The 19417-nt window shown below is 67.8% G+C and carries 17 protein-coding genes; 6 read left to right on the forward strand and 11 right to left on the reverse strand.

Annotation, left to right across the window (positions count from 1 at the left end):
* The 3 genes from AAHB17_RS01700 to AAHB17_RS01710 all read right to left on the reverse strand — a co-directional run bounded on the left by AAHB17_RS01700 (position 1) and on the right by AAHB17_RS01710 (position 4278).
* Positions 1–780, reverse strand: a complete 780-nt coding sequence (locus AAHB17_RS01700; RefSeq protein WP_342128693.1) for a FadR/GntR family transcriptional regulator — start codon at positions 778–780, stop codon at positions 1–3.
* A gap of 111 nt (positions 781–891) precedes the next feature.
* Entirely contained in the window at positions 892–2055 is a 1164-nt protein-coding gene (locus AAHB17_RS01705) for a GGDEF domain-containing protein (RefSeq protein ID WP_342128694.1), read from the reverse strand.
* A gap of 165 nt (positions 2056–2220) precedes the next feature.
* Positions 2221–4278, reverse strand: coding sequence for a sodium-translocating pyrophosphatase (locus AAHB17_RS01710; RefSeq protein WP_342128695.1), 2058 nt, complete (start codon positions 4276–4278; stop codon positions 2221–2223).
* A gap of 283 nt (positions 4279–4561) precedes the next feature.
* On the opposite strand from AAHB17_RS01710, the gene ppa reads away from it, so the two are divergent.
* A complete protein-coding gene (gene ppa / locus AAHB17_RS01715) occupies positions 4562–5101 on the forward strand; it encodes an inorganic diphosphatase (protein ID WP_342128696.1) in 540 nt (179 codons plus the stop codon).
* Between the two features lie 30 nt (positions 5102–5131).
* On the opposite strand, the gene AAHB17_RS01720 is transcribed toward ppa, so the two are convergent.
* The gene (locus AAHB17_RS01720; RefSeq protein ID WP_342128697.1) at positions 5132–6304 is read right to left on the reverse strand and encodes a GNAT family N-acetyltransferase; all 1173 of its coding nucleotides are present in this window, start codon (positions 6302–6304) and stop codon (positions 5132–5134) included.
* A 28-nt stretch (positions 6305–6332) separates the two neighbouring features.
* Between AAHB17_RS01720 and AAHB17_RS01725 the strand changes: the two genes are divergently transcribed.
* On the forward strand, positions 6333–8009 hold the full coding sequence (locus tag AAHB17_RS01725; protein WP_342128698.1) for an NAD+ synthase: 1677 nt from the start codon (positions 6333–6335) through the stop codon (positions 8007–8009).
* A complete protein-coding gene (locus AAHB17_RS01730) occupies positions 8006–9148 on the forward strand; it encodes a patatin-like phospholipase family protein (RefSeq protein WP_342128699.1) in 1143 nt (380 codons plus the stop codon). Before AAHB17_RS01725 ends, AAHB17_RS01730 begins: the two co-directional genes overlap by 4 nt.
* A gap of 10 nt (positions 9149–9158) precedes the next feature.
* Here AAHB17_RS01730 and AAHB17_RS01735 read toward each other — a convergent pair whose 3' ends face one another.
* The 4 genes from AAHB17_RS01735 to AAHB17_RS01750 are packed head-to-tail and all read right to left on the reverse strand — an operon-like array spanning position 9159 to position 14562.
* Positions 9159–10202: an asparaginase gene (locus AAHB17_RS01735; RefSeq protein WP_342128700.1), complete on the reverse strand. Its 1044-nt coding sequence runs from the start codon at positions 10200–10202 to the stop codon at positions 9159–9161.
* Between the two features lie 37 nt (positions 10203–10239).
* Entirely contained in the window at positions 10240–11475 is a 1236-nt protein-coding gene (locus AAHB17_RS01740) for an efflux RND transporter periplasmic adaptor subunit (RefSeq protein WP_342128701.1), read from the reverse strand.
* Positions 11476–11482: 7 nt separating this feature from the next.
* Positions 11483–13840: an ABC transporter permease gene (locus AAHB17_RS01745; protein ID WP_342128702.1), complete on the reverse strand. Its 2358-nt coding sequence runs from the start codon at positions 13838–13840 to the stop codon at positions 11483–11485.
* Complete coding sequence (locus tag AAHB17_RS01750) at positions 13837–14562, reverse strand: ABC transporter ATP-binding protein (RefSeq protein WP_342128703.1); 726 nt, start codon at positions 14560–14562, stop codon at positions 13837–13839. The genes AAHB17_RS01745 and AAHB17_RS01750 overlap by 4 nt, the downstream gene beginning before the upstream one ends.
* A 128-nt stretch (positions 14563–14690) precedes the next feature.
* Here AAHB17_RS01750 and AAHB17_RS01755 point away from each other — a divergent pair, with 128 nt between their 5' ends.
* The gene (locus tag AAHB17_RS01755) at positions 14691–15029 is read left to right on the forward strand and encodes a P-II family nitrogen regulator (protein ID WP_342128704.1); all 339 of its coding nucleotides are present in this window, start codon (positions 14691–14693) and stop codon (positions 15027–15029) included.
* A 135-nt stretch (positions 15030–15164) separates the two neighbouring features.
* On the opposite strand, the gene AAHB17_RS01760 is transcribed toward AAHB17_RS01755, so the two are convergent.
* Genes AAHB17_RS01760 through AAHB17_RS01770 form a run of 3 tightly spaced genes read right to left on the reverse strand, consistent with a single transcriptional unit; the run spans position 15165 to position 16648 of the window.
* Entirely contained in the window at positions 15165–15749 is a 585-nt protein-coding gene (locus AAHB17_RS01760) for an LOG family protein (protein WP_342128705.1), read from the reverse strand.
* Positions 15750–15755: 6 nt separating this feature from the next.
* The gene (locus tag AAHB17_RS01765; RefSeq protein WP_342128706.1) at positions 15756–16157 is read right to left on the reverse strand and encodes a diacylglycerol kinase; all 402 of its coding nucleotides are present in this window, start codon (positions 16155–16157) and stop codon (positions 15756–15758) included.
* Positions 16154–16648 carry an RDD family protein gene (locus AAHB17_RS01770; protein WP_342128707.1) on the reverse strand — a complete coding sequence of 165 codons (495 nt, stop codon included), beginning with the start codon at positions 16646–16648 and terminating at the stop codon, positions 16154–16156. The genes AAHB17_RS01765 and AAHB17_RS01770 overlap by 4 nt, the downstream gene beginning before the upstream one ends.
* A 303-nt stretch (positions 16649–16951) precedes the next feature.
* On the opposite strand from AAHB17_RS01770, the gene AAHB17_RS01775 reads away from it, so the two are divergent.
* On the forward strand, positions 16952–18727 hold the full coding sequence (locus AAHB17_RS01775) for an acetolactate synthase 3 catalytic subunit (RefSeq protein ID WP_342128708.1): 1776 nt from the start codon (positions 16952–16954) through the stop codon (positions 18725–18727).
* 119 nt (positions 18728–18846) lie between these two features.
* On the forward strand, positions 18847–19338 hold the full coding sequence (ilvN, locus tag AAHB17_RS01780; protein ID WP_329672846.1) for an acetolactate synthase small subunit: 492 nt from the start codon (positions 18847–18849) through the stop codon (positions 19336–19338).
* The last annotated feature ends 79 nt before the right edge of the window (positions 19339–19417 follow it).

A 19417-nucleotide genomic window follows, 5' to 3' on the forward strand; every position in this document is an offset into this window, starting at 1 on the left:
TCATTCCTTGTGGTCGTGGTGGGCCAGCAGCGCGTCCAGGGCGCGCCGTATGGGCGGCGCGGCGTGTTCGATGCGGTGCGCGGCATTGCTCATGTGACGCATGGCGGCCTCGCGGGCGGCCGGCACGTCGCCACGCATCACGGCGTTGGCGATGGCGCGGTGTTCTTCGCGCACTTGCACCATGTACTCGCTGTCCATGGCCTCGTTGGTGCGGGTCACGCGCATGGCGTCGCGCTGGTACTGCTCCAGAAATCCCAGCAGGCGCTCGAACTGCGGGTTCTCGGTGGCGCGGGCGATGCTGCGGTGGAATTCGAGGTCGGCCTCGACGCCCTGCACCCCGTGGGGCGGGCAGGCCTCGAGCGCGGCCAGCGCGGCGGCGATGGCGCGTGCCTTGTCGGGTGTGATGCGGGCGGCGGCCAGGGCCGCCACGTCGGCCTCCAGCCCGCGGCGCACCTCGACCACCTGCAGCACGGCTTCCATGGAGTGCAGCACGGTGGGGTCGAAGGCCAGCGCCCGGGCCTGTGTGCGCGGTGCCACGAACACACCCGCGCCCTGGCGCGAGGTCAGCATGCCCACCGACTTGAGCCGGCTCACCGCCTCCCGCACCACGGTGCGCGAGACACCGTACTGTTCGGCCAGGCGTTGTTCGGTGGGCAGCTTGGCGTCCGGCGCCATTTCGCCCGATTCGATGCGTTGCATGAGCAGCGCGGCAAGCTTGTCGGTCAGACGTTCGGGCGCTTGCAGGGGTTCGACGGTCGCACTGGGCGTTCCACTGTTCATGGATGGAACGTGTTTTGTCGGTTCATATGGTCATCATACAAATTTCAACCGACATCACCGCTCATGGTTTACCCGAGGCCGCGGGAGCCCGTCAACCGTCAGCGATCAGGGTCAGACGCCGACAGTGGCCAGCGACTCGGTGCGGTTGCGCCCACGCTGCTTGGCCTGGTACATGGCCTGATCGGCGCGGTGCAGGGCGAGTTCGGGCGCCTCACCCGGCAGGCACTGGGTGACACCGATGCTGACGGTCAGCGAAACCGGTCCGCGCTCGGTCAGCAGCGGCTGTGAGGCCACCATGGCGCGCAGCCGCTCGGAGACGCGGTGGGCATCGTCCGGGCTGGCGTTGGGCAGGAAGATGGCGAACTCCTCGCCGCCCATGCGGCCCAGCACGTCTTCCTTGCGCAGGCAGGGTTCGGTCACCGCGACAAAATGCCGCAACATCTGGTCGCCCACCTTGTGGCCGAAGCTGTCGTTGATGTGCTTGAAATGGTCCAGGTCAAGCAGCAGGACCGGCAGGGTCGCGTTGCTGCGGTGTGCCAGGCTGCAGGCCTTCTCCAGCAGGGCCAGAAAGGCGCGGCGGTTGAACGCGCCGGTGAGAAAGTCCTTTTCGGCCACGTGCCGCAGTTCCCGGGTGATGAACTCGTTGGTCAGCATCAGCGAGCCGAAGGCCAGCAGGATCAGGGCGATGATGGTTTCGAGGACGATGAATTGCGAGATGGCCGAGGTGGCGGATGGCGGGTTGGCGCCTCCACCGCCAAGTTGGAACAGCCAGGGACGCGCCACCAGAAACAGGCCATGCAGCGTGTAGGCGGTGGCCACGAGGTGGCGTGCAGGGAACTGGCGGGCCGTGCTGCCCCGCGACAGGTTGTGGGCGCTGAGCAGGTACAACGCGCCCGCCACGCTGCTGCCGATCAGCACCCGCACGCCCATGTGTGGATGCAGCGCGGTGAAATAAAACCCCAGGCCGCAGAGCAGCACGCCACACATCACCGGCCAACGCATGGGCAGGGCGGGCAGTCCCACATAGGCCCGCACGCCCACGACACTGCAGTAGGCGGCCAGAAACAGGCACAGTTGCGTGATCACCACGGACACCAGTTCGGGCATCTGGTCGCGTCCCAGCAGTGCCACGCTGACACAAAAACCGAACAGGTAGGACATGGCCCAAGCCTGCAGGCCGGGGATGCGGCGGTTGAAGTGCCAGACGGCAAACAGCACACCACACATGATGCCCATGAGCATGGCGGCCAGGATCAGGAGCGTGGGGATGTGCACAGTGGGAAGAGGTCGTCCAGAAGAGGCAGGTCGGGGGCCCGCATTCGCCAACGCAGGCGTCGTGAGTGCCGATATTAAGACCTGTTGGCGCAGGGGGGCCAAGAAAAGCGGCCTGACCGAAGCCAGGCCGCCGGAACGCAAAAAGTCGAGCGTCGGATCTGCCGCTCAGACCGTCAGCAAGGGCACGATGAGCAGTGCCACGATATTGATGATTTTGATCAGCGGGTTAACGGCCGGGCCGGCGGTGTCCTTGTAGGGGTCGCCCACGGTGTCACCGGTGACGGCGGCCTTGTGCGCCTCGCTGCCCTTGCCGCCATGGTGGCCGTCCTCGATGTATTTCTTGGCGTTGTCCCAGGCGCCGCCGCCGGTGCACATGGAGATGGCCACGAACAGGCCGGTGACGATGGTGCCCATCAGCAGGCCGCCCAGGGCCTTGGGGCCCAGCAGCAGGCCGACCGCGATCGGCACCACCACCGGCAGCAGGCTGGGGATCACCATTTCCTTGATGGCGGCGGTGGTCAGCATGTCCACGGCCTTGCCGTACTCGGGCTTGGCCGTGCCTTCCATGATGCCCTTGATGTCGCGGAACTGGCGCCGCACCTCCACCACCACCGCGCCGGCCGCGCGGCCCACGGCTTCCATGGCCATGGCGCCGAACAGGTAGGGAATCAGGCCGCCGATGAAGAGGCCGACGATGACCATGGGGTCGCTCAGATCGAAGCTGATCTTGTGGCCGTAGGTTTCCAGCTTGTGGGTGTAGTCGGCGAACAGCACCAGCGAGGCCAGGCCGGCCGAGCCGATGGCATAGCCCTTGGTGACCGCCTTGGTGGTGTTGCCCACGGCGTCCAGCGGGTCGGTGATGTCGCGCACGCTGCTGGGCAGCTCGGCCATCTCGGCGATGCCGCCGGCGTTGTCGGTGATGGGGCCGTAGGCGTCCAGCGCCACCACGATGCCGGCCATGCTGAGCATGGACGTGGCGGCGATGGCGATGCCGTAGAGGCCGGCCAGCTGGTAGCTCACCAGGATGGCGATGCACACGAAGACCACCGGCCAGGCGGTGGAGCGCATGGACACGCCCAGGCCAGCGATGATGTTGGTGCCATGGCCGGTGGTGGAGGCCTGGGCGATGTGCCGCACCGGCGCGTACTGGGTGCCGGTGTAGAACTCGGTGATCCAGACCAGGGCGGCGGTGAGGATCAGGCCGACGGCGCAGGCGCCGAACAGCTTGAGCTGGCTGCCGGTGGCGGTGACCGCGTTGTCGGGCATCAGCATCGTGGTGACGAAGTAGAAGGCGATCAGTGACAGCACGCCGGCGATCGCCAGGCCCTTGTAGAGCGCCGGCATCACGTTCTTCATGCCCGGGCTGGCCTTGACGAAGAAGCAGCCGATGATGGAGGCGATGATGGACACGCCGCCCAGCACCAGCGGGTACAACACGGCCTGCATCGGTGCGGCGCTCAGCATCAGGGCGCCCAGCACCATGGTGGCGATCAGCGTGACCGCGTAGGTCTCGAAGAGGTCGGCGGCCATGCCGGCGCAGTCGCCCACGTTGTCGCCCACGTTGTCGGCGATCACGGCCGGGTTGCGCGGGTCGTCCTCGGGGATGCCGGCCTCGACCTTGCCCACCAGGTCGGCGCCGACGTCGGCGCCCTTGGTGAAGATGCCTCCGCCCAGGCGGGCAAAGATGGAGATCAGCGAGGAGCCGAAGGCGAAGCCGATCAGCGGGTTGAGCATCTTGGCCAGGTTGGACGCCGGCGTGAGGTTGCCGTTGCCGACCAGGAACCAGAAGAATCCGGCCACGCCGAACAGCCCCAGGCCCACCACCAGCATGCCGGTGATGGCTCCCCCGCGGAAGGCGACGTCGAGTGCCGGGCCGATGCCGCGGGTGGCGGCCTGCGCGGTGCGCACGTTGGCCCGCACCGAGATGTTCATGCCGATGAAGCCACAGGCGCCCGAGAGCACCGCGCCCAGCACGAAGCCGATGGCGGTCTGGCCGTCGAGGAAGACGCCGATCAGCACCGCCAGCACCACGCCCACCATGCCGATGGTCTTGTACTGCCGGGCCAGGTAGGCGGCGGCACCGGCCTGGATGGCGCCGGCAATCTCCTGCATGCGGGCGTTGCCCGCGTCCTGGGAAAGGATCCAGCTGCGCGACCAGAGGCCGTAAACGACAGCCACAAGCGCACACACGAGCGCAAAAATCAGCGCGGATTGTCCAACCATAAGAAGAATCTCCTGCTCGATTTGACTTGGAGGGGGCAACGCTTTGAGGATGGCCCCCGCTGCGTTGCTTCCTCGCGTCCATCCATGCGGTGCATGGGGCAGGGCGATTGGCCAACGTCCCGAATTTAGCGGCAAACCACGCTTGTTGACAGTGTTGCGGCGCAGCAAGTCAGTTTCGTGTCGGTAAAATCAGGGTTAATCCCGGGCCAGGGCCTGTCAGCAGGCCCTGCTGGTTGCCCGCGGGGCCGCTTTCCGTTTCACAACACTTCCCAGAGACTTTTTCATGTCCCTCGACAACGTCACCCCGGGCAGCAAGGTGCCCGAAGCCTTCAACGTCATCATCGAAATCCCGATGAACGCCGACCCGATCAAGTACGAGGTCGACAAGGAAACCGGGGCCATCTTCGTGGACCGCTTCATGAGCACCGCGATGCACTACCCGACCAACTACGGTTACGTGCCCAAGACCATTTCCGGTGACGGCGACCCGGTGGACGTGCTGGTGATCACCCCCGTGCCCCTGATCCCGGGCGTGGTCGTGCCCTGCCGCGCCATCGGCATCCTGAAGATGACCGACGAGGCCGGCGAAGACGGCAAGGTGCTGGCGGTGCCGGTGGACAAGATCCTGTCGCTCTACACCCAGTGGCAAGAGCCCGGCGACCTGAACCCGATGCGCCTGAAGACCATCGAGCATTTCTTCGAGCACTACAAGGACCTGGAGCCCGGCAAGTGGGTCAAGGTGCAGGGCTGGGAAGGCAAGGCCGCCGCCCACAAGGAAATCCTGGACGGCATCGCCAACTACGAAAAAGCGCAGAAGGCCTGATTCCTTCAGCGCCGCGCCCCAGAAACCCGTTCAGGCGACCTGCTTGAACGGGTTTCTTGCTTCCAGGTGGGCCATGTAGTTGTGGATGCCCTCGCCCTCGCGGGCCAGGAAACGCTCCACGGCGTCGGCAAAGGCCGGGTGGGCCAGCCAGTGCGCGCTGTGGGTCTGGACCGGCAGCAGGGCGCGCGCCATCTTGTGTTCGCCCTGGGCGCCGCCCTCGAAGCGGGACACGCCGTGCGCGATGCACCACATCAGCGGCTGGTGGTAGCAGGCCTCGAAATGCAGGCAGTCGACCCGCTCCAGCGCGCCCCAGTAGCGGCCGTAGGCCACGGCCGGCGCATCGCTGGTGTCGCTGAGCGCGATCAGGCTGCTGGCGATCGCCTCGCCTTGTGCGTTTTCAGCGATGAACAGCAGCCAGTGCCCGGCCATGTCGCGCGCCATCGCCTCGAAGAAGGCCGGGGTGAGGTAGGGCGCGTTGCCGTGTTCGAGGTAGGTGCGCTCGTAGCAGCGGTAGAAAAAGGTCCAGTCGGCGGGGGTGATGTCGGCGCCCCGGGCCCAGCGGAAACGCACGCCGGCATCGCTCACCTTGCGGCGCTCCTGCCGGATCTTCTTGCGCTTTTCCTGGTTGAGCGACTGCAGGAAGGCGTCGAAGTCGGCATAGGCGGGCTCAGTGTTCTTCCAGTGAAACTGCACCGTGTGGCGTTGCATCAATTGCTGCTGGGTCGCGGCAGCCATGTCGGCATCCCGCGCAAACAGCATGTGCAGCGACGAGAGACCCTCGGTCTCGCAGTAGGCCTGAGCGGCTTGAAGCACCGCTGCACGGGCCCCGCTGTCGCGCGCCAGCAGCCGCACCCCGGGCACGGGCGTGAAGGGCACGGCGATCACCGCTTTGGGATAGTAGCGTTGGCCGTGGCGCTGGTAGGCCTCGGCCCAGGCCCAGTCGAACACGTACTCGCCGTAGGAGTGGGTCTTGAGGTAGAGCGGGCAGGCGGCGTGCAGCTCGTCGCCCCGCCACAGGCCGATGAAGCGCGGCGCCCAGCCGGTCTGCGGCGCGGCGCTCTCGCTGGCGTGCAGGGCGCACAGGTACTCGTGGTGCACGAAGGGGCTGGGGTCTTCGCTGTGGTCGAGCAGGGCGTTCCAGGCCGCGCGGGGCAGGGCGGCGGGGTCGTCAAACACCCGGGTGACATAATCGTTTTCAGCCAATCCGGTGTCCTGATTCTTTCCGTTGTTCATGACCGTCCCACTTTGCATCGCCCAGCTCAATTTTGTCGTGGGCGACCTCCAAGGCAATGCCCGGCGCATCGTCGATGCCGCCCGCGAAGCCCATGCGCGCGGCGCGCGACTGCTGCTGACGCCCGAACTCGCGCTGTGTGGCTACGCGGCCGAAGACCTGTTCCTGCGGCCGGCTTTCATCGACGCCTGTGATGATGCCCTGAAAACAGTGGCCCGCGAGACAGCGGGGTTGAGCGGCCTGCACATCGTGGTGGGCCACCCGGCGCGCAGCAGCGCCGCAGGTTCGCGCACCCGCAGCGTGGCCCAACCCGGTCTGTACAACGCCGCCAGCGTGATCTGCGACGGCGTGGTGACACACCGCTACGCCAAACGCGAACTGCCCAACTACCAGGTGTTCGACGAGCGGCGCTATTTCGCGCCCGGCCACACGCCCTGCGTGTTCGAGGTCGCTGGCGCCGACGGGCACAAGGTCCGCGTGGGCCTGCTGATCTGCGAGGACGCCTGGTTCCACGCCCCGGCGGCCGACGCCAAGGCCGCCGGCGCCGAGCTGCTGGTGGTCATCAACGCCTCGCCGTTTCATGCCGGCAAGGGCGGCGAACGCGAGGCCACCATGCGCGAACGTGTGGCCGACGTCGGCCTGCCGCTGGTCTATGCCCACCTGGTGGGCGGGCAGGACGAGATCGTGTTCGAGGGCCGCAGTTTTGCCCTCAACGCCGACGGCTCGCTGGCTGCACGCGCGCCCAGTTTCGCCGAGGCACTGTTCGACCTGACGCTGGGCCCACAAGGCCTGTCGGGGGTGCTCACCCCCGAGGGCTCGCTCGAATCCGACCTCTGGCACGCCCTGGTGTTGGGCGTGCGCGACTACATCGGCAAGAACGGCTTTCCGGGCGCGCTGTTGGGCCTCTCAGGCGGTATCGATTCGGCCCTGGTGCTGGCCATCGCGGTCGACGCCCTGGGTGCTGACAAGGTGCGCGCCGTCATGATGCCTTCACCCTACACGGCCGACATCTCGTGGATAGACGCCCGAGACATGGCCGCCCGCCTGGGCGTGCGCTACGACGAAATTTCCATCCGCCCCGAGTTCGAGGCCTTCAAGGCCAGCCTGGCGGCCGATTTCGCGGGCTGCAAGGAAGACACGACCGAAGAGAACATCCAGGCCCGCATCCGCGGCACCCTGCTGATGGCGCTGTCCAACAAGTTTGGCAGCATCGTGCTGACCACTGGCAACAAGAGCGAGATGGCCACCGGCTACTGCACGCTGTACGGCGACATGGCGGGCGGCTTCGCGGTCATCAAGGACGTGGCCAAGACCCTGGTGTTCAAGTTGGCGCGTTGGCGCAACGCCAACGACCCCTACGGCACCGGCGCCAACCCCATCCCCGATCGCATCATCACCCGCCCGCCCAGCGCCGAGCTGCGCGCGGACCAGAAGGACCAGGACAGCCTGCCCGAGTACGACGTGCTCGACGCCATCATCGAGCGCTACATGGAAAACGACATGGAGCCGGCGCAGATCGTGGCCGCGGGCTACCCCAAGGCCGCTGTCGACCAGGTGGTACGCCTGATCCGCATCAACGAGTACAAACGGCGCCAGTCGCCGGTGGGCGTGCGGGTCACGCACCGCGGCTTTGGCAAGGACTGGCGTTACCCGATCACCAGCAAGTACCGGGCATGAAGCCCGAGCATTCCGTGCCGGTGTCCCCGGGCCAGGCTGCGCCATTTCGCCCCGCCCAGACCGTGCTGGTGATGCAGGGCGGTGGCGCGCTGGGCGCTTTCCACCAGGGTGTGTACCAAGCCCTGCACGAAGGCGGGCGTGAGCCCGACTGGGTGATCGGCACCTCCATCGGTGCCATCAACGCGGCCCTGATCGCCGGCAACCGCCCGCCAGACCGGCTGGCGCGCCTGCAAGCCTTCTGGCAACGGGTGCTGACCCACAACCCGGTGCCCGTGGCCGCCAACTGGTGGCCCGGCGCCGCGGCCCTGGCGCAGTGGCAGCACAGCGCCGGTGTGGTGGCCGGCGGCATCCCGGGCTTCTTTGTGCCACGGCTGGGCAGCTGGATCAACCCCCGGCAGCCGGTGGGCATCGAAGCGGCGGCCTACTACGACACCGGGCCGCTGCGCCACACGCTCAACGAATTGGTCGACTTTGCCTACCTGCGGCACTCGCCCATCCGCATCACGGTGGGGGCGGTCAATGCGCGCACCGGACAGATGCGCTATTTCGACAGCCGGGACGAGCCCATCGGGGTGGAGCACATCCTGGCCTCGGGGGCGCTGGCGCCGGCCTTTGGTGCGGTGCGCATCGATGGCGACCCCTACTGGGACGGCGGCCTGTACTCCAACACGCCGATCGAGGCCGTGCTGGATGACCAGCCACGCCGCCATTCGCTGATTTTTGCCTGCCAGCTGTGGGAACCCCACGGCGACGAACCCCGCAGCCTGTGGGAGGTGCAGGAGCGGCTCAAGGACATCCAGTTCGCCAGCCGCGCGCGGTCCCACCTCGAACGCCAGCAGCAGCTGCACCAGCTGCGCCACATCGTGCGCCAGCTGGCCCGCAAGCTGCCTGACGACCCCGAGGCCCAGGCCCTCGGTGCCTGGGGCTGCGGCACGGTGATGCAGATCGTCAACCTCATGGTGCCCCACCTGCCCGGCGAAGACCAGACCAAGGACATCGACTTCTCGCCCCATGGCGTGCAGCAGCGTGCCGCCGCCGGGCTGGCGCTGGGCCGTCAGGCCTTGTTGGCCCAGCCCTGGAACGAAGCCCGGGCGCCGCTGGACGGTGTCTGTGTGCACCCCATGCACCTGGCCGTCTGAGCCCGAGGGGTCAGAGGTGCTGCAGTGTCAGCACCGCGCGCATCTCGCCGACCTCGATGCCGGCGGCGTTTTTCATGGGCGGCGGCAGCAGGCCGGCCAGGGCGGCGCGGCTGGCCCCGTCGGTCCAGCCGAGTTGCTCCAGCGCGGCGACCAGGGCCACCATCAGCGGCGTGAGGTTGCCATCGCTCACCTTGGCCGCGATGCCCACACCCCGGCTGAAGCTGGCCATGGCCTGCACGCCGTCGGCGCCCACCTTGCTGACCCAGTCGCCGCGCCCAGCCGTCATCAGCACCAGGTCGTTGCGCTTTTGCCCGCTGACCAGCTCCGGGTGCCGGCTCATGGCGCGTGCCACACGCCGGGGCGTGTCACCGTAGACGGCGTCGGGTGCGTCGAGCGTGAGGCGGGCGAAGGCCTGCGCCAACGCCCGCAGGGGCAGGGCGTAGTTGGGCGCGCTGCAGCCGTCGATGCCACGCACCAGGCGTTCCGGCGCCAGGCCACTGAAGTGGGCGACGCAATCGACGATGGCCTGCTGCACCGGGTGGCCGAGGTCGAGGTAGCCGGCCAGGGGCTGACCCAGCGCGTGCGCCAGCATCAGCATGCCGGTGTGTTTGCCCGAGCAGTTGTGCTGCAGTCGGTTGAAACGGGCGCCGGGCTCGGGTGTGAGGCCCAGCGAGCGGAAGAAATACGGCTCGTGCGTGCCACAGGCCAGGGCCGCTTCACCGGCGCCGATGCGGGCCAGCAGCGACGCCACACGCTCGGTGTGCATGGGCTCACCACTGTGGCTGGCGCAGAGCAGGGCGATGTCGGCGTCGTCCAGTGCGTAGTGTTCGGCGGCGCGCGCGATCAACGGCGTGGACTGGAAGGGCTTGAGCGCCGAGCGGGTGAAGGTGGGGAAGTCGATGTCGCCGGCGCTGGCCAGCACCTCGCCGCTGGCGCTGACGACGGCGAAACTGCCGAAGTGCAGGTTTTCCGGGTGACCCCCGCGGTAGGTGGCAGCGATGGGCACGTGCTGGGGCAGGCCGGAGGCCGGCGCGGGTTGGTTGCTCAGGTTCATGGGCGCATTCTGCCCGGCCGGCGGTTCCGCTGGTGGCTCAGGGTTGCACCACCCGGCTGCTGTCGCCGAGTTCGCGTGGCGGGTGCAGCACCACCGCATCGCCCACGGCCAAGCCGCTGCGCACCTCGATCTGGTCGCCGGCGTTGAGCCCCAGCGCCACCGCCACCCGCTCGGCGCGCCCGCCGCTGACACGAAACACCGCCCAGCCCTCGCCGTGCCGGAAAACGGCGCTGGCGGGCACATGGGTGACGTCGGTGGCGGTCTGCAGCACAAAGCGGGCGTTGACGCGGAAGGCCTCACCCAGGCGCTCCCATTGCGCCCGTGGGCTCAGCAGCCGCACGATCACCCACACCCGCTGCTCCTCCACCCCCAGGGCCGAGGTCTTGGTGAAGGCGCCGGGCTCGACGCGGGCCACCTCGCCGCGCAGCGCCGGTGCACCGCCCCAGCGCAGCAGGTCCACCGGCATGCCCGGGTTCAGGCGCACCGCATCGGCCGACAGCACGTCGACCTCGATCTCCAGCGCGCTGGGATCGCCCAGGTCCAGCAGCGGGTCGCCGGCCTGCACGGGCCGCGCGCTCTCGAAGTGGCGGCGCAGCAGCACACCGTCCACCGGCGAGCGCAGCGTCAGGCCCGGTCGCGTCGATGTGCCTTCGGGGCCGCCAGGGCGCAGCGCGGCCCGGGCGGCGTCAAGCTGGTGGCGTGCGGTGGCCTCGCGGAAGCCGGCGCCGCTGGCGTCCAGCTCGGCGCGGTCGCGCGCGGTGGCGGCGCGCTGCAGTGCCTCGCGCGACACCATGCCCTGCTCGGCCAGCGGCCGCAGTCGCTGCCACTCGGCCAGGGCCAGTTGGGCCGCTGCCTGCGCCGAGCGCGCCTCGGCCTGCGCGGCCAGCGTCTGCGCCTGGGCGGCGGCGGCCTGGGCCACCAGCTCGGCGCGGTGCCGGGCGTCCAGCGTGGGCGCGGCCACCGGGTCCAGCGTGACCAGCACCTGGCCCACGCGCACCGGGTCGCCGGGCTGCAGGTTCAGGCGGCGGGCGATGGCCGCCACCGGTGCGGTGAGGGTGTAACGCTCGCGCAGGCGGGTGCGGCCCTCGGCCTCCAGCGTCAGGGCGATGTCGCCCCGCGCCACCACGGCGGTGTCCACCCGCAGGGCCTTGGGCCACAGGGCCATGGTCGCCAGCGCGATCAGCACCGCGGCCACAGCGCCGTAGCGCAGCAGGCGGGCGGCGGTCAGGTGCCGGCGTGGGCTGGCGGGGGAGGGCGTGTCGCTGGTGTTCATGGGGTTTTCATTCTCGGGTTTTGAGCACGGCCACGAGGTCGAGTCGCCGCAGCCGCGCCAGCACCAGCCAGGCCGACAGGGCGGCCGCGCCCAGCAGCACGGCGCCGGCCAGGGCCAGGCCCGAGGGCAGAACCACCAGCGGCACGCGGTAGAGCTCGGACTGCATGCCCCAGACCAGCAGCGCGCTCATGCCGTAGCCGAGCGCAAAACCGGGCAGCAGGGCCAGCAGGGTGAGGGTGGCGAGTTCGCCCAGCAGCAGGGCGCGCACCTCGGCCTGGGTGTAGCCCAGGATGCGCAGGCTGGCGAGGTCGCGGGCGCGTTCGGCCAGCGTGATGCGGGCGGCGTTGTAGACCACACCGCCGGCCATGCTGGCGGCCATCAGCGTGGCCACCAGGGTGAAGGTCAGCATGCTCTGGGCCATGGTGTCTCGGAAACTGGCCACGCTGGCGTTGCGGTCGGTCACGGCGGCCACACGGGGGCGCTGGCGCAGCGTGGCCAGCACGGCCGGTTTGTCGGCCGCAGCCACCTTGAGCCAGGCGCCGGTGACCACATCGCCTTCCTGCAGCAGCCGGTTGACCCACTCGCGCCGCGCGTAGGCGCCCACGCCCAGGTACTCGGTCACGGTGGCGGCCAGCGGCAGGCGCAGGGTCTCGCGCCGGCCTTCCAGCACCTCCACATCGACCAGATCGCCCACCCGCAGGTCCAGCATCTCGGCCAGGTAGGTCGTCAGCAGCAGGCCCTGGTCCGGCAGGGGCACGGCCACCAGGTCGGCGTCGAGCACCCGTTTGAGGTCGCCCCGGGCCGCCATGCCCTGCAGGCCCGTGGTGTGGCTGCGGTGGCCGTGGCGCAGCCTGACGGCCACCGTGCGCTGGGCCTCCACCGCCAGCACGCCGGGAAGGGCCTGCAGCTCCTGGATCACGCGGGCGCCGGTGGGCTCACTGAAGCCCACCGCCAGGTCATCGCGCTGCGCCAGCCCGAACTGCACCTCGATCATCTCGTCGATGGCGTCGCCCTGCAGGTGGGTCATGACCAGCATGCCGCAGGCCAGGCCCATGCCCAGGATGGACAGCAGCGAACGCAGGGGCCGGCGCTCCAGGTTGCGCACCACCATGCGGGCGGCGCCGTCGAGCAGGGGGCCCAGGCCCACCCGTTCGGTCAGCGTGCGGTGAAACACCGGTGGCGATTCTGGCCGCATCGCCTCGGCCGGCAGCAGCGCAAAGGCCTGGCGCAGGCCGCTGGCCGTGCCCAGCGCCGCCACCGCCAGGCCGAAGGCCACGGACAGTGCCAGCACCTCGGGCTGCACACCCCAGGCCAGGAAGGGGAAACGGTAGAACTCGGCGTAGATGCCGGCCATGCCCCGGCCCATCCACGCGCCGATGGCCATGCCGGGCACGATGCCGACTGCCACCATCAGCAGCACCAGCTGGCCAAAATGCACCGTGACCTGCCAGCGGCTGTAGCCAAAGGCCTTGAGCACCGCGATCTGTTCGCGCTGGGTGGCGATGACGCGGCCGATGACCACGTTGAGCAAGAAGGCCGAGACCCCCAGGAAGATGGCGCTGAACAACCGTGTCATGGTGCTCAGCTGTTTGAGCTCCTCGTCGAGGAAGCGGTGCGAGAGCTGCTGGCTGCGGTCGTGCGCGCCCACGCCGCCATAGGGCAGGAGCAGGCGGTCCAGCGCGGTGATGACGTCGGCGGCTCGGGCGCCCGGGGCCAACTGCAGCGAGAGTTGGTTGAAGGCGCCCTCCATCTGCATGGCCGCGGCCAGCGCCTGGCGTGGCATCCACATGACCGCAAAACGCTCGAAATCCGGGAACATGTCGCCGGGGCGGATCTGGTAGATGAACTCGGGCGACAGCCCGATGCCGCTGATGCGCAGCGCCTGCCGGCGGCCGTTGATGACGGCACTGAAGCCATCGCCCGGGTGCAGTTGGTGGGCCAGCGCAAAGGCCTCGCCGACGACCACCTCGTCGGGCCGGCCAGGCAGCGTGCCTTCTCGCAGGAACAGGCGGTTGAGGCTGTCCTGTGCGCTGTCGGGCAGGGCGATGGCCTGTGCGGTCACGGCCTCGGTGTAGGCGGCCAGATCCAGTGTCAGCATGGTGCTCACGCGGCCCTGCACCCGGGCCACGCCGGGCAGCGCGGCCACGTCGCCCAGCAAGGCATTGGGGGCGCGCTTGAGCTGGGCAAACACGTCGGCAAAGCCGTGCCCCTGGTAGAACCGGTCGCGCGTGTCGCTGAGGGAGGCGTGGTTGGTGACGGCCATCACCATGGTCGAAATGCCGCCGATGACCACCAGGGCGATGGCCAGCGCCTGGCCGCGCAGACGCCAGAAATCGCGCCAGAGCTTGCGTTGAAGGGCCTTCACCAGCGCAACTCCGCCGCGGCCTGCGGCTGCGGGTTGAGCACCTCGCGGGCGATGCGACCGTCACTCAGGTGGATCACGCGGTCGGCCATGCCGGCGATCACCGCGTTGTGGGTGATGACCACGGTCAGCGCCCCGGTGCTGTGGTGGATGTGTTCGAGCGCCTGCAGCACCAGAACGCCTGTCTGCGAGTCGAGCGCGCCGGTGGGCTCGTCGCACAACAGCACGGCGGGGCGTTTGGCGATGGCCCGCGCAATCGCCACCCGCTGCTGCTCGCCGCCCGAAAGTTGGGCCGGAAAGTGGTGCTGGCGCGCCGACAGCCCCACCAGGGCCAGGGCCTCTTCGGGCGCCATGGGGTCGCTGGCGATGTCGGTGACCAGGGCCACGTTTTCCAGGGCCGTGAGGCTGGGGATGAGGTTGTAGAACTGGAACACAAAGCCCACCGAGGTGCGGCGGAACCGGGTCAGCGCGTCTTCGCCGGCGCCCGTGAGCACATGGCCTTGACAGGCCACCTCGCCGCTGGTCGGTGCGTCCAGCCCACCCAGGATGTTGAGCAGGGTCGATTTGCCACTGCCCGAGGCCCCCAGCAGGACCACGAACTCGCCCGCGTAGAGGTCCAGGTCGACCCCGCGCAGGGCCGACACCGTGACCTCGCCCATGGTGTAGGTCTTGGTCAGGCCTCGGGCATGGAACACCGGCTGTCGGATCGGGCTGTCGGCGGACATGGCTTGAATTTACGCCCTGTGACGCGCGGCGGCCTTGACGGAGCACAAGCTTTGGACGCGACGCGTTGAAAGAGGCGGGCGCGTGATAAAGTTTTGGCTTTACCCCTTCACAGGCTGGAGCCCCTCGCATGAAGCAAATCACCGCCGTCATCAAACCCTTCAAGCTGGAAGAAGTGCGCGAGGCGCTGGCCGAGCAGGGCGTGACCGGGTTGACGGTGACCGAGGTCAAGGGCTTCGGGCGCCAGAAGGGCCACACCGAGCTCTACCGCGGCGCCGAGTACGTGGTGGACTTCCTGCCCAAGGTCAAGGTCGAGGTGGTGGTCAAGTCCGACGACGTGGACCGTTGCGTGGACGCCATCATCCGTGCCGCCCGCACCGGCAAGATTGGCGACGGCAAGATCTTCGTCACCGAAGTCGAGCGCGTGATCCGCATCCGCACCGGCGAGCAGGACGACGCTGCGGTCTGAATCAGGCCACCCCCGTCGCTTGCCCGCTGCGCGTGGCCGCATCCCCCCTCCAGGGGGCGACACCAGCCGTCCGGTGAAGCCGGCCCGGGGGTGTCCCCCGCTGAAGGCATCGCGCGAGGCGCAGGGCCCGTTGTCTCAGATGCTGTCGAGCCGGGCCTTGGGGCTGAATCCGGCGGCCTGCACCAGATCGGGCAGCAGGGTGGTCGCCTGGTTGGCCACCTTGAGCATGCCCATCTGCCAGTCGCTCATGAAGCCCTGCTTCACCGCGCTGGTCAGGAAAGCCATCAGTCCGTCGTAGTAGCCGGCCACGTTGAGCAGGCCCAGCGGCTTGTCGTGGTAGCCCAGCTGCTGCCAGGTCCAGACCTCGAACAACTCCTCGAAGGTGCCAATGCCACCGGGCAGCGCCACGAAGGCGTCGGCCCGTTCGGCCATCAGGCGCTTGCGTTCGTGCATCGTCTGCACCACGTGCAGTTCGCTGCAGTCGCGGTTGGCCATCTCCTTGTCCACCAGGGCCTGCGGGATCACGCCCACCACCCGGCCGCCCGCGGCCAGCGTGGCTTGGGCGACCACGCCCATCAGGCCGTTGCGGCCACCGCCGTAGACCAACTGGCCGCCATGCTGGCCGATCCAGTGGCCGACTTCGCGCGCGGCCTCTGCGTAGGCGGGCTCGGCGCCGGGACGGGAGCCGCAATAGACACAGATGGAGAAATTCGGGTTCATGGATGTTCAGTTGAATCGGTGCCACAGGGCGGCCGCCCAGATGCCACCACACAGCAGCAGGCTCAGCAGCACGGCGGCGCTGCCCATGTCCTTGGCGCGCTTGGACAGGGCATGCCACTCGGGGCCGATGCGGTCGATGGCGGTCTCGATGCCCGTGTTGAGCAGTTCGACGATCAGCACCAGCACCACGGCACCACACAGCAGCGCCACCTCCAGCCAGCCCTGGCCCAGCCAGCAGGCCAGCGGCAGGAGCACGACGGCAGCGATCATTTCCTGGCGCAGCGCGGCCTCGCCCCAACCGGCGCGCAGGCCTTCGATGGAGTAGCCGAAGGCGTGCACCAGCCGGGACAGGCCGTGGCGCTGCTTCTGCGCCGTGGGCGCTTCTCGTTGTGCGGGCGTTGTGTTCATTTCTTGCGTTCCACATGGACCAGGCGGGTGCCGGCCAGCGCGTCGTGCCAGAACTGGCCCAGCGGGTGGAAGCGCGACAGGATGGCCCAGATGGCGACCCAGCCGCAGACCAACACCACCGCTTCGCCTCCACCGATGTCCTGAATCCAGCTGACGGCCAGCGGGGGCACGAACCACAGCCACGACAGCACGTAGCGCCACAGGCCTCGTGCCTGTGTGATCGAACGGCCCTGGACGTCCACGATGCGGATGTCCCAGGTCTTCATGGCCAGGGTCTGGCCCTTGGACCAGAACCAGGCGAAGTAGATGCCGAACACGAGGAACAGGAACAGCTGCAGCCCGTGCCGGTTGTCCAGCGCGTGGCGGGTCTGGGTGAGGGTGGAGAACAGGTAGCCGGCGATGAAGACGACGCCGAACATCAGCATGCCCTCGTACATCCAGCAGGCCATGCGGCGCATCAACGTGGGCGCGCGCAGATCGGCGGTGGGCATGGGGGCGGAGAGGGTGGAAACCGGTGCGGCAGGCATGGCAGGACAAAGAGGCGCGAAGCGCTGGGCGCTGGGGCGAAACCGGGATTGTCGCACCACGAAATGAACTATTTTTATGGATTGACTTTTCCCGGCGCTTGTTGCAGTGCGATAATGCGCGTTGCAAGTCAAAAGGCAAACGGGTCTCCGTCGCGCGGTTTACATCTTCCGCCCATGGCGTTGGCCTCAAGTCCCGAAGCCGCTTCACAAGAGTGGGCCAAGGGGCACCCAAGGTATTTCGTCAGAGAAATTCTCGAAAGGTTCATCATGGAAATCAACAAGGCCGAACTGGCCTCGGCTGCCGCTGCCGGCACGGCCGATTCCCAAGATCTCCGCGGCGCGGAAATCCTCGTCAAGGCCCTGCAGGCCGAGAACGTCAAGTACATCTGGGGCTACCCCGGTGGTGCGGTGCTGCACATCTACGACGCGTTCTACAAGCAAGACACCATTCAACACGTGCTGGTGCGCCACGAACAGGCGGCCGTGCACGCGGCCGACGGCTATGCCCGCGCCACCGGTGACGTGGGCGTGGCCCTGGTCACCTCCGGCCCCGGCCTGACCAACGCGGTCACCGGCATCGCCACGGCCTACATGGACAGCATTCCCATGGTCATCATCAGCGGGCAGGTGCCCACTGCGGCCATCGGCCTGGACGCCTTCCAGGAGTGCGACACCGTCGGCATCACCCGCCCCATCGTCAAGCACAACTTCCTGGTCAAGGACGCGCGCGACATGGCCACGGTGATGAAGAAGGCCTTCCACATCGCACGCAGCGGCCGCCCCGGCCCCGTGGTGGTGGACGTGCCCAAGGACGTGTCCTTCAACAAGGCGGCCTACACCGGCTACCCCGACAAGGTGGAAATGCGCTCGTACAACCCGGTGCGCAAGGGCCACGGCGGCCAGATCCGCAAGGCCCTGCAGCTGCTGCTGAGCGCCAAGCGCCCCTACATCTACACCGGCGGCGGCGTGCTGCTGGGCAACGCGGTGCAGGAGCTGCGCACCCTGGTGGACATGCTGGGCTACCCGGTCACCAACACCCTGATGGGCCTGGGCGCCTACCCGGCCACCGAAAAGAAATTCCTGGGCATGCTGGGCATGCACGGCACCATCGAAGCCAACAACGCGATGCAGAACTGCGACGTGCTGCTGGCCGTGGGCGCCCGCTTCGACGACCGCGTGATCGGCAACCCCAAGCACTTCGCCTCGGTCGACCGCAAGATCATCCACATCGACATCGACCCGTCGAGCATCTCCAAGCGCGTCAAGGTCGACGTGCCCATCGTCGGGGACGTCAAGGACGTGCTGACCGAACTGATCAGCATGGTGCGCGAGAGCTCGGTCAGGCCCGACGAAAAGGCCTTGTCCAACTGGTGGGAGACCATCGAGGGCTGGCGCTCGCGCGATTGCATGAAGTACGACCGCGGCAACAAGGACGTGATCAAGCCGCAGTTTGTCATCGAGACGCTGTGGAACATGACCAAGGACGCCGATGCCTACATCACGTCCGACGTCGGCCAGCACCAGATGTGGGCCGCGCAGTACTACAAGTTCAACGAGCCGCGCCGCTGGATCAACTCGGGTGGCCTGGGCACCATGGGCGTGGGCATTCCCTACGCCATGGGCATCAAGCTGGCCAAGCCCGAGAGCGAGGTGTTCTGCGTCACCGGCGAAGGCTCTGTGCAGATGTGCATCCAGGAGCTCTCCACCTGCCTGCAGTACAACACGCCGATCAAGATCCTGTCGCTGAACAACCGCTACCTCGGCATGGTGCGCCAGTGGCAGGAGATCGAGTACTCGGGCCGCTACAGCCACAGCTACATGGATGCATTGCCCAACTTCGTGAAGCTCGCCGAGGCCTATGGCCATGTCGGCCTGCTGATCGAACGCCCCGAAGACGTGGAAGGTGCCCTGCGCGAAGCGCGCAGGCTCAAGGACCGCACGGTGTTCATCGACTTCCGTACCGATCCGACCGAAAACGTCTTCCCCATGGTCCAGGCCGGCAAGGGCATCACCGAGATGCTGCTGGGTTCCGAAGACCTGTAATTTTTCAACCTTCGTTCTTTTAAAGACGAATCTATTGCCCGCCGACTCAACGCATTACCGTGCGTTGATGAGGGCGGCGAAAGCGCAAGCTTCCGCGTTGGCGAAAAGAGGAATCGCACATGAAACACATCATTGCCGTGCTCATCGAAAACGAAGCCGGCGCTCTCTCCCGCGTGGTGGGCCTGTTCTCGGCCCGAGGCTACAACATCGAGTCCCTGACGGTGGCCCCCACCGAAGACCCCAGCCTGTCGCGCATGACCATCCAGACCACCGGGTCGGACGATGTCATCGAGCAGATCACCAAACACCTCAACCGCCTCATCGAAGTGGTCAAGGTGGTCGATCTGACCGAAGGTTCCTACACCGAACGCGAGCTCATGATGGTGAAGGTCCGTGCCGTGGGCAAGGAGCGTGAGGAAATGAAGCGCATGGCCGACATTTTCCGCGGTCGCATCATCGACGTGACCGAGAAGAGCTACACCATCGAACTGACCGGCGACCAGGCCAAGAACGACGCCTTCCTCCAGGCCATCGACCGCAGCGCCATCCTGGAAACCGTGCGCACGGGTGCCAGCGGCATCGGCCGTGGTGAGAGAATCCTGCGCGTTTGACCCTTTTCAAGGTTCAGCCTTCTGCCCGTTCGGGCTGAGCCTGTCGAAACCCTGCCGCCCTGCGGCAAGGTGCCGGGAG

Origin of the sequence: Hydrogenophaga sp. OTU3427 (assembly GCF_038440225.1) — a bacterium.
Classification (GTDB): domain Bacteria; phylum Pseudomonadota; class Gammaproteobacteria; order Burkholderiales; family Burkholderiaceae_C; genus Hydrogenophaga.